Annotated in this window: 14 protein-coding genes; 2 read left to right on the top strand and 12 right to left on the bottom strand. The window is 37.4% G+C overall.

Annotated features, from left to right (window positions below; genetic code table 11):
• Positions 1-545: 545 nt before the first annotated feature.
• Both cpu_RS08385 and cpu_RS08380 read right to left on the bottom strand, forming a co-directional pair.
• Positions 546-1,880, bottom strand: coding sequence for a hypothetical protein (locus cpu_RS08385; protein ID WP_075859576.1), 1,335 nt, complete (start codon positions 1,878-1,880; stop codon positions 546-548).
• 133 nt (positions 1,881-2,013) lie between these two features.
• Positions 2,014-3,300, bottom strand: coding sequence for a VWA domain-containing protein (locus cpu_RS08380; RefSeq protein ID WP_075859575.1), 1,287 nt, complete (start codon positions 3,298-3,300; stop codon positions 2,014-2,016).
• A 28-nt stretch (positions 3,301-3,328) separates the two neighbouring features.
• On the opposite strand from cpu_RS08380, the gene cpu_RS08375 reads away from it, so the two are divergent.
• Positions 3,329-4,189 carry an AAA family ATPase gene (locus cpu_RS08375; protein WP_075859574.1) on the top strand — a complete coding sequence of 287 codons (861 nt, stop codon included), beginning with the start codon at positions 3,329-3,331 and terminating at the stop codon, positions 4,187-4,189.
• Here the strand turns inward: cpu_RS08375 and guaB are convergent.
• The gene (gene guaB / locus cpu_RS08370) at positions 4,177-5,628 is read right to left on the bottom strand and encodes an IMP dehydrogenase (protein WP_075859573.1); all 1,452 of its coding nucleotides are present in this window, start codon (positions 5,626-5,628) and stop codon (positions 4,177-4,179) included. The genes cpu_RS08375 and guaB overlap by 13 nt on opposite strands.
• A 122-nt stretch (positions 5,629-5,750) precedes the next feature.
• Here guaB and cpu_RS08365 point away from each other — a divergent pair, with 122 nt between their 5' ends.
• The gene (locus cpu_RS08365; protein WP_075859572.1) at positions 5,751-6,020 is read left to right on the top strand and encodes an alpha/beta-type small acid-soluble spore protein; all 270 of its coding nucleotides are present in this window, start codon (positions 5,751-5,753) and stop codon (positions 6,018-6,020) included.
• A gap of 8 nt (positions 6,021-6,028) precedes the next feature.
• Here the strand turns inward: cpu_RS08365 and cpu_RS08360 are convergent, their stop codons facing one another.
• The 9 genes from cpu_RS08360 to recA form a co-directional block, all read right to left on the bottom strand.
• Positions 6,029-6,454, bottom strand: coding sequence for a DUF3842 family protein (locus cpu_RS08360; RefSeq protein ID WP_075859571.1), 426 nt, complete (start codon positions 6,452-6,454; stop codon positions 6,029-6,031).
• Complete coding sequence (locus cpu_RS08355; RefSeq protein ID WP_075859570.1) at positions 6,451-7,602, bottom strand: aminotransferase class I/II-fold pyridoxal phosphate-dependent enzyme; 1,152 nt, start codon at positions 7,600-7,602, stop codon at positions 6,451-6,453. Before cpu_RS08355 ends, cpu_RS08360 begins: the two co-directional genes overlap by 4 nt.
• Before the next feature lie 26 nt (positions 7,603-7,628).
• Positions 7,629-8,519 (bottom strand): dipeptidase, encoded by an 891-nt coding sequence (locus tag cpu_RS08350; protein WP_077177255.1) that lies wholly within the window; start codon positions 8,517-8,519, stop codon positions 7,629-7,631.
• 84 nt (positions 8,520-8,603) lie between these two features.
• Positions 8,604-8,864 (bottom strand): stage V sporulation protein S, encoded by a 261-nt coding sequence (locus tag cpu_RS08345; protein ID WP_075859568.1) that lies wholly within the window; start codon positions 8,862-8,864, stop codon positions 8,604-8,606.
• 139 nt (positions 8,865-9,003) lie between these two features.
• Entirely contained in the window at positions 9,004-9,780 is a 777-nt protein-coding gene (locus cpu_RS08340; RefSeq protein WP_075859567.1) for a TIGR00282 family metallophosphoesterase, read from the bottom strand.
• 17 nt (positions 9,781-9,797) lie between these two features.
• A complete protein-coding gene (locus cpu_RS08335; RefSeq protein ID WP_075859566.1) occupies positions 9,798-10,292 on the bottom strand; it encodes a hypothetical protein in 495 nt (164 codons plus the stop codon).
• 90 nt (positions 10,293-10,382) lie between these two features.
• Positions 10,383-11,924, bottom strand: coding sequence for a ribonuclease Y (gene rny / locus cpu_RS08330; RefSeq protein WP_075859565.1), 1,542 nt, complete (start codon positions 11,922-11,924; stop codon positions 10,383-10,385).
• Positions 11,925-12,058: 134 nt separating this feature from the next.
• Positions 12,059-12,499, bottom strand: a complete 441-nt coding sequence (locus cpu_RS08325; protein ID WP_075859564.1) for a regulatory protein RecX — start codon at positions 12,497-12,499, stop codon at positions 12,059-12,061.
• Positions 12,500-12,501: 2 nt separating this feature from the next.
• The gene (recA, locus tag cpu_RS08320) at positions 12,502-13,533 is read right to left on the bottom strand and encodes a recombinase RecA (RefSeq protein ID WP_200800664.1); all 1,032 of its coding nucleotides are present in this window, start codon (positions 13,531-13,533) and stop codon (positions 12,502-12,504) included.
• Positions 13,534-13,554 lie beyond the last annotated feature (21 nt).

The following is a 13,554-nucleotide window of genomic DNA, read 5'->3' as shown; positions in this document are numbered from 1 at the left end:
CTTGGATTCAGGACGGTTTTCTATTGCCTTTTTTAAGTCTTAACTTCGAAAATTTTTGACCTCATGGTCTTGACATATTACCGTAGGTCTTAATTAGTTTCGTTTTAACTTATCTCAAAATACACCGTAGAACTCCCGTTGGGATAATAACCCATTTTTCTCCCCAAGATAATAAGGAGATTTCTACGATGTATAAGACAACCCTAAAATTAATATTGTGATTGTCTGTGCATTCACCTATAAGTTTACAATTAATACCTTCCTGCTAAACTAGTGAAAAGTAAAATCAAAATATTTTTGTTTTTTCAGCCTCATGCTTAATTTAATGTTTGATAAAATTGTAACAAGAAGAAAACTTAAATTCTAACGCACTTTTGCAAGAAATAGCACAAAATTGCTTAAAGGAGTTAATCAGTGAGAACAGCAATAACTACCAGTTATCAGTACCTCAGTAATAAACTGCTGATTAATAATCCCAAGAAGCATACCACTGGTTAAAATGTTTAATCGGCTACAAAAAATTAAAAGCTCCCGCAAGGAGAGCATTAAGAGGTTACAGTTATTCTTTGCCACCAGTTGATTAACTTACATAAAACACGTATAATTGGCTTACTTAAAAGTTCCTCATAATGCTTTAATATCTGTTTTTGCTCTTTAATTTCTTCTAAAAGCTCTTTTTCTCGCTTTTCCAGGGATTCCTTTTCATTTAAAAGGAATCCTAAGTCAAGGGAGTAACGCTCCAAATCTTGCCTTAATTTCTTTTCTTTTTTCTGCCAGCTTTCCTCGGCTTTTTTTAACTGCTCCTGGACTTCAATTACTTCCTTTTCAAGCTTGGCGACTTTTTCGCCAAAATTATTTTTCAGCTCAAAAAGCTTTTGGCGGTTTTCCTTATCTTTTTCCCGGTAAGCGTTTAATTTTTGAAACATATTTACTACAGAATTTTCCAATTTTTCTTTAATTACCAAAAGCTCTTCTTTATCCCGGATAACCCGCTGGTATCTTGCATGCCAGAGCCGGCACTGATAGAGGATGCTGTCCGCTTTTCTTTTTAGTTTTTCCTTTTCCCGGCTTAAGCGGATTAATTCTTCCCGCCGAAGGGCTAAAAGAAAATCTTTTTCCGCTACTTTTTCCATTAATTCCGTTAACTCTTCTTGATTTTTTTGATACATGACCTTGGCCGCAGCCGCCTGCTCTAAGGCTTCCTGAGCCTGACTCAACCAGTGGGAATTAACTTTTAATTTTTCCTTTTGATAAAATTTTTTAATTTTCCTTATGGCATCCATGTACTTTAAGGAAGCCTGGGCATAAGCCTTTTTTAGCTTGTGGTTTATTTGATAAAAGCCATATTGATTTTGCTCAAAAAAGGGATATTTTTTTAAAACATTTAGCACTTTAGCTTCACATGAATTAAGCCTTTTTGCCAACTTCTCTAAGGTCAGTTCTTCGATCATTAATTCCCGGGCAACTTTCTCCCGCAATAAAAAATCGCTTTCATTAATTACCCAGTAAGTTAACGCCCATGACCCATCATCTAATTGCACAAAACGGCTGTCGCGGGATAATTGCTGTACTTTTTTATTTTTCTTATCCTTAAAAGTATACTTCTGGGACTTTTTACTAATTAAGATTTGCTTAAAAAACGAGTCATTTTCTCTCAGCCCTTCTTTGCGAACCGCCCAAAACCCATCTTCGTTTAGAAAAAAACAAGGGTTTTGCTGTAAACAGTTGCGGGTTTTTTCTAAGATTTCTTTATAAGATAACTCTTTTAACATTTTGGCCCGAACATAACCCACCAGTTCTTCCTCTGATAGATAAGGAAAATAACAGAGTACCGTTTTTAAAATATCTGTTAAAGAATTTAAGTTTTTGGCCAAGCGCAATACTACCACCTCATTATTTTGCTGATGGTAGTATTATTCAATTATTTGGCATTTTTTTCCTGCAAAGAAATTTGTATCTTTATAAAAAACCTTTCGCCAAAATATAACAAAAAAATTATTTACTAATATTTTTTTAAAATAATTCCCGATAGAATTTTTGTATATCTTTTAAGCTTCGGCATAAAAAAAGTTTATCGATAAACGGCTGGTACTCATTTAATACACAGTCGTTTTTTAATCTTTCTTCGGGAGATAATGGGGTTAACCAAAATATTTTTTTTACTCTTTTTTTTATTTCCTCTAAATATTCCACCCCCGAATCTTTCCAGTTGTTTTTTCCATCCCCTAAAATAATTAATATTTTTTCTCTCCCCAAAAGTTTGGGCCTATTTTGAAGAAATTCCTTAAAAGTACGGCTGTAGTCCGAAAAGCCTGTGTAACTTAACTTTTCTTTTTCTAAAGCTTTGATAAACTCTTGATAAGGCAGTTTTAAGAGAAAAGTCACCTCAGTCACCTTATCAACAAATAAGAATAGATTTATTTTTTGAAAGCGCGAGGCAATATGATAAGTAAACTTTAAAAAAAAGCTGGAGTAATCGGCCATCGAGCCGCTAACATCTAAAAGAACAATAATTTCTGCTGGCTTTAATTTATATTTATGAGCAAAAATATTTAAAGGTATACCTCCGGTTTTTAAGGAAGCGCGTAAGGTATTTGGTCCGTTAAATACTCCAGCTTTGGCTAACTTTTTCCGGTAACTTTTTTTCCAGGCTAAACTTTTAGCTATTTTTTTAAGATAGCTCTCTAAAAGAGCTTTTTCCAATGGATCGATTTCTAAAAGGCTTTTCTCCGTTAAATCTACTGCAGTACTTAATGGCGTATTTTTAATGGTTTTTCTTTTAAAAAAGTAAATTAAGTATTTTTCTAACTCCTGTTCGGTTTCCTGCCGTATTTCTTTACCAAATTTTTTTTCTAAATTATAAAGATTTTCATACCAATTTATTTTCCTCTTAGCCTTTGTTAAAAATTCTTTAAGATCTTCTGACCAGTTTTCCTCAGCTTCTAAAAGTTTTTTGAGTTCGTCGGTGCTTTTTATTCGAAGGAGAAAATATAAACTATCGGTTTGTCCAAGCTGCCCGGAAGGCAGCCCCAAATCTCCAATATCTTCGCCTTTATCTTTAAAGATAGATAAATTTAAGTTATAATCTTCAATGAGAAGAAAGGAAAAAACATCATCCAAAATTTTTTGCTGTTCAAAAGTTTTTGCCAAAGTCGTTTTGGCAATATTCTTGAAGTTTGTAAAATTTAAAGGTTGTTTTACTTCCCCAAGAGCATAAAAAAAGTCTAATGTTTCTGCTAGAGAACAGGATACTCCTTGCTTTCTCAGGTAATTTATTAAGTCTAGAATTATTTCTAACATCATTATCACCCATTACGGAGGGAATGCTATGGATTTTAAAGACCCGAAAGATGTAGCTTTTAATTTAAATAAAGTAGGTTATTTTTGCGATCAAGAAATTGCAACTGCTGTTTACCTTGCTTATAACTTGCAAAAACCTCTTTTAATTGAAGGGCCTGCTGGCGTTGGTAAAACAGAAATTGCCCTTTCGTTAAGTCAGGCTTTGAATGTCCCTCTCCTAAGGTTGCAATGTTATCCCGGTCTTGATGAAACAAAAGCTCTCTATGAATGGAACTACCAAAAACAGCTGTTATTTTTGCAGACTGTAAAAACAAACTGGCAAGAGGTTAAAAAAGATTTATACAGCGAAGAATTTCTGCTGCCTCGACCTCTTTTAAAAGCACTAACCTTCCCCGGTAAATCGATACTACTGATTGATGAAATTGATAAAAGCGATGAAGAGTTTGAAAGTTTTCTCTTAGAGACTCTTGCCGAATATGCCATTACAATTCCAGAAATGGGCACAATAAAAGCTCACACCCCACCCTTTATCGTTATTACCAGTAACAATTCCCGGGAGCTTTCCGATGCCTTAAGGCGGCGTTGCCTTTACCTTTACCTTAATTATCCTGAACGAAAGCGGGAGGTAGAAATTATTTTAAATAAAGTTCCGGGAATTGAGCAAAAATTAGCCGAGCAGATTGTAGACTTTGCCAATCGGCTGCGAAGCCGCGACTTAAAAAAGAAACCCAGTATTGCGGAAACTGTGGAAATGGCAAAAACAGTCCAGTTATTAAATTTAACTTCCCTAAATCCGGAAATCTTAAACACAACCCTGGGGGTATTAGTAAAACACTGGGAAGATTTAAAATATATCAAAGAAAAAGAGCTGCCCAATTACAAACTGTAATTGGGCGCTTCTTTTGTTATGGTTACATCATGAGGATGGCTTTCTCTAAGCCCTGCTGGGGTAATTTTAATAAACTTTGTTTTGGTTTTTAATTCTTCAATATTGCGAACACCACAGTAACCCATTCCCGCTCGAAGCCCACCAATTAATTGGAAGATAGTTTCGGTAACCGGTCCTTTAAAGGGTACTCTTCCTTCAACCCCTTCGGGAACAAGTTTTTGCTCATTTTCCTGAAAGTATCGGTCTTTGCTTCCTTCTTTCATTGCCCCTAAAGATCCCATTCCACGATATACTTTATAACTGCGTCCTTGCCAGATTTCAATTTCTCCAGGACTTTCTTCCGTTCCAGCCAGTAAACTACCAAGCATTACTGTATCAGCACCTGCTGCTAGAGCTTTAGTGATATCCCCGGAATATTTAATACCACCATCAGCAATGATGGGAACATTATATTTGCTGGCAATTTCCGCACAGTCAAGAACTGCTGTAATTTGAGGAACTCCTATACCTGCTACCACCCGGGTAGTACAAATTGAACCGGGCCCAATTCCAACCTTTACCGCGTCGGCTCCGGCTTTAATTAAGTCTTCGGTAGCTTCGGCAGTAGCTACGTTACCAGCAACCACTTCAACTTCAGGATATTTATTCTTTATTTTAAATACTGCTTCTAATACTCCCCGGGAGTGGCCATGGGCGGTATCCACAACGATGGCATCAACCTTGGCTTCTACCAAGGCCTGCACCCGGTCCATCATCTCCCGGCTAACTCCAACCGCTGCTGCAACCCGCAATCTTCCCCGCTCATCTTTTGCCGCATTGGGGTATTTCCGGGTTTTTTCAATATCCTTAATAGTAATTAAGCCTTTTAAATGAAAATTTTCATCCACCAAGGGTAGCTTTTCAATTTTATGTTTTTGTAAGATCCGCTCAGCTTCTTTTAAACTAGTTCCTACTGGAGCGGTAATTAAATTATCTTTAGTCATGACATCAGCAATTTTTTTATTGTAATCCGACTCAAATCTTAGGTCCCTATTGGTAATTATACCTACTAATTTTCCGTCAACGGTAATCGGTACTCCCGAAATGTGATAACGTTCCATAATTTCCAAAGCATCTAAAATCAAATGCTCCGGTGATAAAGAAATGGGGTCACTGATTATTCCGTGTTCCGAACGTTTTACCTTATCAACTTCCATAGCTTGTTTTTCAATGGGCATATTTTTATGAATAACCCCAATACCACCTTCCCTGGCTATAGCAATAGCCATCCGTGCTTCCGTTACCGTATCCATCCCTGCACTAACAATCGGAATATTTAATTTGATATTTTTGGTAAAACGTGTGGTAACATCTACATCTTTAGGTAAAACTTCTGACCTAGCAGGAATTAATAATACATCATCAAAAGTTAGTCCTTCCTTAAAAATTTTTGACTCCATTTTTTGCCTCCTTTCATTATTTTATCAATTATATCACATTTTGAAAAAATTATACGGGTTATCTAAAATATGTCCGAATAAATTCTTGAATTTGTTACAAAATATAATTGGAGGTGGTAACAATGGTGAAATCACCATTGGAAAATTTAAAATATGAGGTTGCCGCTGAATTAGGTATCGGCACCGATGACGCCTCCTATAAAGAAAAATTAGAGAAGATGAAAATTGAAGCTGCAAAGGAAATTGGAATTTACGAGCAAATTAAAGATGGCTACTGGGGAGAAGTTCCATCCCGGGAATGTGGCCGTGTTGGAGGTCGGCTAGGGGGCAAAATTGGCGGTAATATGGTAAAAAAGCTTATTACCTTAGCCGAACAACAACTTCAGAAATAAGAGTGGTATTATTTACCACTCTTTTTTTGTAGTTCTCCAGCTAAGATTTCAAGTAAATCATCCACCATATGGGGTAGGGGCAAATCTCCAATTCCAGCAAACAAGTAATTTTCCCGTGCTAAAGGTAATAATATTTTTTTTGCATTAGTTAAGGAAAGGGCTTTAGCCATCTCGGGAGTTATTTCCCCTAGCATTCCATAAGGAAAAAGAATCCCTACTGGACCTAAGACAATATCTACCCGATTGAGATTATAAACCAGAGCTGATTCCCCGGTAGCTCCTTCATTAGCTCCAGCTTTTAACATATTATAAGTAGCATAACTGTTAGTTCCCAGGGCTAAAATTTCTATCTCTTGCCCAAAGGTTTTTCGTATTCTTTCTACAAGATACTTCCCTATTCCTCCACCTTGCCCATCCACTATAGCAATTTTCATGTTATGCTCCTTCCTTGTAAATAGCTACCTATTCGCTTTGCGGCCTCTACAAGTTTCTCTTCATCAGCGACTAAAGCCATGCGAATGTATCCTTCGCCAAGACTTCCAAAACCAATTCCTGGGGTTACTGCTACTCCAGTTTCGGACAGAAGGTTAAAGGCAAAGGCTTTTGAGTCAGAAAAGCCTGAAGGAAGTTTTGCCCAAAGGAACATTGTACTTAAGGGAGGCTTTACTTCCCAACCCCATTTCTTTAAGGAATCTATTAATACCTTTCTTCTACTTTCATAGGTTTTTACTAAATCAGAGATAATAATATCTCGATACTTAAAAGCTTCAATGGCAGCTTTTTGAAAAGGTTTAAAAACACCATAATCAATGTTTGACTTTAATAAGGTTAATTTAGAAATTAATTTTGGATTTCCTGCAGCAAATCCAAGCCTTATACCAGCTAGGTTAAAGGACTTGGAAACGGAAGTAAATTCAAGGGCCACATCCTTTGCTCCGGGAATTTCCAATAAACTGATACTTTTGGCTTGGTCAAAGGTAAGTTCACCGTAAGCTAAATCGTTAACTACAATAAATTCATATTTTTTAGCGTAAAACACCATTTTTTCAAAAAAATCATAACTGGCAAGAACAGTAAGGGGATTATTAGGGTAATTTAAGAAAATAAGTTTAGTGGCTTTAAGAATCTCTTCTGGTATTTTTTCGATTTCCAATAAAAAATTATTTTCTTCAGTAAGAGGATAATAAAAAATTTTAGCACCAGCTAACTTTGCAGCTGCTTCATATATAGGATAACCAGGATTGGGAACCATGACTAATTCCCCAGGATTTATTATAGCAAGAGGTAAATGAGCTAAACCTTCTTGAGAACCAAGTAAAACAATAGTTTCGTTAACTTCTAAAAAAACCCGGTATTTATGCCGGTACCAGAAAACCAAGGCTTCTCGTAACTCTTCTAATCCCGGATTTAAAGTGTAGCCATAATTTTGAGGATTTTGAACTTCTCGGGTTAACACTTCAATTATTTTGGGATGCGGAGGCAAATCTGGGCTTCCAATGCTTAAATTTATAACATCCATAACCTTTGCAATTTTTTTTACTTGTAGAGCCAACTCATCAAAAATTCCTGTGGTAAACTTCATCCCCTACCCACCTTTAATTTTTAAAATTAATATAACACTTCCTCTAAAACTCTAGCAATATTCTTATAAAAGATTTTTTCTATCTCTTCCGAAGTAAAACCTGCTTTTTGTAGTTTTTCTTTTAAAGCCAAGTACTTTTCTGAACATTCCAGGCCCAAAAGGCGTTCTTCCATGCCATCAAAATCAGACCCCAGGGCTAAAACCTCTACTCCCGCAATTTCTGCAATATGCACAAAATGGGCAACTAATTGCGTAAGATCAGGGTTTGTTAAAGAAACAAATCCTGGTACAAAGCTAAGCCCTATTACTCCACCTTTTGCTGCTAAAGCTTTAATCTGCTGATCCGTAAGATTCCGAGGATGATCACAAAGGGCTCGAGCGTTAGCATGAGACACAAGGAATGGTTTTTCCGCTAGTTCAATTAAATCCCAAAAACCTGGTTCAGCAAGGTGTGCCGCATCAATTAATATTTTTTGGCGGTTTAATTCTAACACTACTTTTCGGCCAAAATTGGTAAGACCTTCTGGATTTTTTTCTAGTACTCCATCAGCAATCAAATTACGGTAATTCCAGGTAAGAGTAAGGGCTATAATCCCCATTTCTTTTAAAACCTCAATCTTTAAAAGACTGTTTTCTAGCACCTCCCCACCTTCAATACTCAAGTAAAAGCGGGGCTTTTCCTGCAAACGGCAATGGTTATTTATATCTTCCCGGTAAAAATGATAAATTTCTAAAAATCTTTCCCAAGCATGAGTGGGTTTATATTTTTCTTCAATATAAATTGCCAGAAATGGTATTGCATCCATCTTTTTTAAAGAATCCCAGTTTGCCTGGGCATCAAGACAAATTTCTTTAAAAAAATTTTGTCTTTTATTGTAATAAAACAATAATGAATCCAAATGACAATCAATAATCACTTTAACCCACTCCTTAAAAAAGAATAAATGCCTGTCTATCTAATGAGATAAACAGGCATAAAATCTCAATAAGTGCCAAACTATTTATCGGGGCTGAATAATAAGCTTTATGGCAGTCCGTTCTTCACCATCAATAACAATGTCGGTGAAGGCAGGGATACATACCAAATCCAAGCCGCTGGGCGCTACATAACCCCGGGCAATCGCCACAGCTTTTACCGCTTGATTAATAGCCCCTGCACCAATAGCTTGCAATTCCGCACTGCCCCTTTCCCGGATAACCCCAGCTAAAGCACCGGCTACCGAATTTGGATTAGACTTTGCTGAAACTTTCAACACTTCCATTGGCAAACCTCCTTAGTTTGTGTTTTTTACTATATTTGGTATAACAATATATTCGCTATCTTAATGAAATTTCCTTTTTTATTTTTAAATTTTTTTTAAAATTTTTGCTTCCCCTATAGGTTAAAGTTCGACAAATGGCCTACTCGCGTTCGATATATTGTATACGGATTATATCTTCGGCCATGCCCCTTTGGCCTAGTTTGACCACAATTCCTGAAACAATATAAGGACCGCTCGCACTTTCAAATCTCTGGGGCATTTGGGTTAAAAACTTTTGCAAAACTAAATTGGTTTTTACCCCTATGACCGAATTTATAGGGCCGCTCATACCAATGTCGGTAATATAAGCAGTTCCCCCTGGTAAAATCCTTTCATCGGCAGTAGGAACATGGGTATGGGTACCAAAAACTAAAGATACTTTACCATCTAAATACCAACCAAGAGCCACTTTTTCGGAAGTTGCCTCGGCATGAAAGTCAACAACTATATAATCAGCCTTATGTAATTCCGATAATAATTCATCCATTTTACGAAAGGGGCAGTCTAAGTCGGACATAAAAACCCGTCCCATTAAGTTTACCACCGCAATACTTTTACCCTTGACTTTAAAAATTCCGTAGCCCTGTCCTGGAGTACCTGGGGGGTAATTGGCTGGACGTATAATCCGGGTTTCATCGTTTATAATAGCAAATAATTCCTTTTTATCCCAGGTATGATTACCCATAGTTAAGACATTTATTCCCATAGCAAAAAGTTCCTTGGCAATTTCTGGTGTTATTCCATTACCTCCTGCCGCATTTTCACCGTTAGCTATAATAAAATCCACCGAGTATTTTTCTAAAATTTTAGGGATTACTTCTTTAACACCCTTTCTTCCTACACGGCCAACAATATCACCAAGAACTAAAATATTCAACGACTGGTCCTCCATTTCTAATTAGCTATAACTACTCTGCCTTCTTCACGAAAAGCAAAGACCTTCGCAGAAAAACTTCTTTTAGTATTTTCCAAAAGGATATTCACCTGCTGTTCATCTACCTCAATAAAATCTAGAACTTCATTATATTCATCCGAAAGGTAATGAAGTCCTAATCCCTTTCCTAACTCTACAGCAAAACTTAATTCTCCTATTTGAAAGGTATTTAAATCCCTCGATACCTCTATCATCACATAATTATCTAGAAAACTATGTTCAATCTTCAATATATATTTTTCCGTTTTCTTAAATTCCAAATAACTTTTCCATAAATATTCAGCTTTCTGGAGTTTAAGGTCGATTCCTTTAAAGTTTTCTACAAAATACTTTAACTTAATGATTTTCAGATTTGAATCCAACTGGACTGCAGCTAATTCTGGATTTAAAAGAAAGATTGAGGTTAATAGATTTACAAGGATTTCATTTTTTGCTGGCTTCGTTGCTTTTTTCATTCAACTCACCTACCATTAATATAATTTTACCATAACTCCTCTATTTCCTTCTATAATTTAAAAACGACCCCCAAAGGGTCGTTTTTTTGCCTATTTTGCATAATCTACTGCCCTGGTTTCGCGAATAACTGTGACTTTAATTTGTCCGGGATACTCCACTTCTTCCTCAATTTTCTTGGCAATCTCCCGGGCTAAGTGTACAGAAGCCAGGTCATCTATCTTTTCAGGTTTTACCAGGATTCTAATTTCCCGGCCAGCCTGGATAGCATAAGATTTCTCAACACCTTCAAACTCATTGGCTATACCTTCTAATTTTTCTAGACGTTTTAAATAAGCTTCTAAAGTTTCTCGCCGTGCTCCCGGTCTTGCAGCGGAAATAGCATCAGCCGCTTGCACCAATACTGCTTCCACAGTTTTAGGTTCTTCATCGCCATGATGGGTGGCAATGGCATGCAATACTTCCGGATGTTCCCGGTATTTTTTGGCAAGTTCAACCCCAATTTCCACATGAGAACCTTCCACTTCGTGGTCTACCGCCTTACCGATATCATGTAAAAGTCCTGCCCTTTTAGCTAAAGCCACGTCTGCTCCTAGTTCCGCAGCCATTAAACCTGCTAAATGGGCAACTTCAATGGAGTGTTTTAAAATATTTTGGCCATAACTAGTTCTAAATTTTAGTCGACCAAGAAGTTTAATAAGTTCAGGATGTAAACCATGGACGTTAACTTCAAAGGCCGCCTGTTCACCAGCTTCTCTAATTTCTTGCTCCACTTCTTTGGTAGCTCTTTCCACCATCTCTTCAATGCGTGCTGGATGAATCCGTCCATCTTGAATTAATTTTTCTAAAGCCCGCCGCGCAATTTCCCGTCGAATAGGGTCAAATCCCGAAAGAATAACTGCCTCAGGAGTATCATCAATAATAAGGTCAACCCCCGTTAGGGACTCAAAAGTTCTAATATTTCTTCCTTCCCGTCCAATAATTCTTCCTTTCATTTCATCGCCAGGAAGGGCAACTACTGTAACTGTAGTTTCCGCCGCATGGTCTGCGGCACATCTTTGAATAGCTAAGGTTATAATCTCCCTAGCTCTTTTATCAGCTTCTTCTTTAGCTCTCGTTTCAATTTCTTTAATTAATAAAGCCATTTCCTGCTGGACTTCATCTTGTACCTGTTTTAAAAGAAGTTCCCGGGCCTCCTCCGTAGAAAGACCAGAAATCCGCTCTAGTTCAGCCAATTCTTTTTGTACAGTTTCTTCCAGAGTTTGTCTTAAGTTATCGATTTCCTGTTCTTTTTTAGCCAATTGTTCTTCTTTACGCTCGAAACTTTCTATTTTTCTATCCAGCGTTTCTTCTTTTGATAGAAGCCTTCGTTCTAAGCGTTGCAATTCCTGGCGTCTTTCCCGGTGTTCTCTTTCCACTTCATTTTTCATTTTGAGGATTTCTTCTTTGGCTTCTAAAACCGCTTCTCTTTTCTTGGCTTCAGCAGCTTTTGTTGCTTCTTCAATGATTTTTTGGGCTTGAGCCTCGGCAGAGCCAATTGCCGCTTCAGCAATATTTTTACGAATAACATAGCCGGCTGCAACTCCAGCCCCGACCCCTGCCACAGCAATAATTATATCAGTTATTATATTCAAGCTTTCACCTCCTTATATAAAAATCTCCCCTAATAAAAAAAACCGAGCTTTTACTCGGCTAAAATAGAATAAGAAACCCACCAACAGGCCAAGACCAATCGGCAGGTCCCATTCTACTTTCACCTATCCATATTTTACCCGTTGTCCATATTATCTGTCAAGAAAAGGGCCTTCTGTACCACTGATGGTGGGAATCCCCGGCTTAATAAAAAACGGTAATATTTGGCATAACCCGCTGGTTCAAGGTATTTATATTTTTTTAATAAGATTTCCTTAGCTTTTGCTACTTCTTCATCCTCATTAAAATTCAAATCATTTAATAATCCTGGGTTTATCCCTTTTTGTAAAAGTTTTAATTTTACTTTTAAAAAGCCATATTTTTGCATTTTTGAACTTGCGAGATAATTTTCCAAATAACGCTTGTCATCTAAATATCCTAGTTCTATAAGTTTAGTAATTGCCTCTTCAATCTCATCGTCCTTAAAGCCTTTTCTTATAAGATACCTTCGGACTTCTTCGGTTGTCCTCAGGGCACGGGAAAGATAATTTAAAGCTAGCTGATATGCCCTATTCAAAGTTACTCTAAAATCTCCTCAGAACTTTTTGAATCAGGATTTTCCGATACTTTTAATACTGCTTCTCGAATTTTTTGCTCAATTTCTTGGTAAATATCAGGATTTTGGCGTAAAAACTCCTTAGCATTTTCCCGACCCTGACCTAAACGTTCGTCATTATAGGAATACCAGGCACCAACTTTTTGAACAATTTTTAAATCCACCGCTACATCAAGAAGGCTCCCTTCTTTTGAGATTCCTTCTCCGTACATGATGTCAAAATCAGCCTGTTTAAAAGGAGGAGCAACCTTATTCTTAACAATTTTTACCCGGGTTCGGCTCCCTACTATGTCATTGCCTTGTTTGATTACATCTACTTTCCGGACCTCCATCCGAATTGAAGCATAAAATTTAAGTGCCCGTCCGCCAGGAGTGGTTTCAGGATTACCAAACATTACGCCTACTTTTTCCCGCATTTGGTTTATAAAAATTGCTATTGTTTTGGATTTACTTATAGCCCCGGTAAGTTTTCTTAGGGCCTGGGACATTAAGCGAGCCTGTAGACCAACGTGAGCATCGCCCATTTCCCCTTCAATTTCTGCTCGAGGTACTAGAGCTGCCACTGAATCAATTACTATCACATCAATGGCACCGCTTCTCACTAAACTTTCGGCTATTTCCAAGGCCTGCTCACCGGTATCGGGCTGGGATACCAAGAGGTTTTCAATATCTACTCCTAATTTTTGAGCATAAACCGGGTCTAAAGCATGCTCGGCATCAATAAAAGCAGCTATACCTCCCATTTTTTGCGCTTCCGCAATAATGTGCAAGGCAACAGTGGTTTTACCGGATGATTCCGGGCCAAAGATTTCTACCACTCTCCCCCTGGGTACCCCACCTACTCCCAGGGCTAAATCAAGCGCTAAGGAACCAGTGGGAATTACCTCAACCTGAAATTTCCCCGTGTTTTCCCCCAAGCGCATGATAGAACCTTTCCCAAACTGTTTTTCAATCTGGGAAATGGTTAATTCAAGGGCTTTTAACTTATCACTCATGTAAGCTCCCTCCATAAAACA

Source organism: Carboxydothermus pertinax, assembly GCF_001950255.1.
Taxonomy (GTDB): Bacteria; Bacillota; Z-2901; order Carboxydothermales; family Carboxydothermaceae; genus Carboxydothermus; species Carboxydothermus pertinax.
The sequence above is the reverse complement of the archived record's forward strand: the minus strand, read 5'-3'. Positions and strand labels throughout refer to the sequence as shown.

Excerpts from the sequence above, each read along its gene's own strand:
- guaB (WP_075859573.1), bottom strand. The coding sequence starts at position 5,628 with ATGGAGTCAAAAATTTTTAAGGAAGGACTAACTTTTGATGATGTATTA.
- cpu_RS08335 (WP_075859566.1), bottom strand. The coding sequence starts at position 10,292 with ATGAAAAAAGCAACGAAGCCAGCAAAAAATGAAATCCTTGTAAATCTA.
- cpu_RS08355 (WP_075859570.1), bottom strand. The coding sequence starts at position 7,602 with ATGAAGTTTACCACAGGAATTTTTGATGAGTTGGCTCTACAAGTAAAA.
- recA (WP_200800664.1), bottom strand. The coding sequence starts at position 13,533 with ATGAGTGATAAGTTAAAAGCCCTTGAATTAACCATTTCCCAGATTGAA.
- cpu_RS08380 (WP_075859575.1), bottom strand. The coding sequence starts at position 3,300 with ATGTTAGAAATAATTCTAGACTTAATAAATTACCTGAGAAAGCAAGGA.
- cpu_RS08375 (WP_075859574.1), top strand. The coding sequence starts at position 3,329 with ATGGATTTTAAAGACCCGAAAGATGTAGCTTTTAATTTAAATAAAGTA.
- cpu_RS08360 (WP_075859571.1), bottom strand. The coding sequence starts at position 6,454 with ATGAAAATTGCTATAGTGGATGGGCAAGGTGGAGGAATAGGGAAGTAT.
- cpu_RS08345 (WP_075859568.1), bottom strand. The coding sequence starts at position 8,864 with ATGGAAGTGTTGAAAGTTTCAGCAAAGTCTAATCCAAATTCGGTAGCC.
- cpu_RS08365 (WP_075859572.1), top strand. The coding sequence starts at position 5,751 with ATGGTGAAATCACCATTGGAAAATTTAAAATATGAGGTTGCCGCTGAA.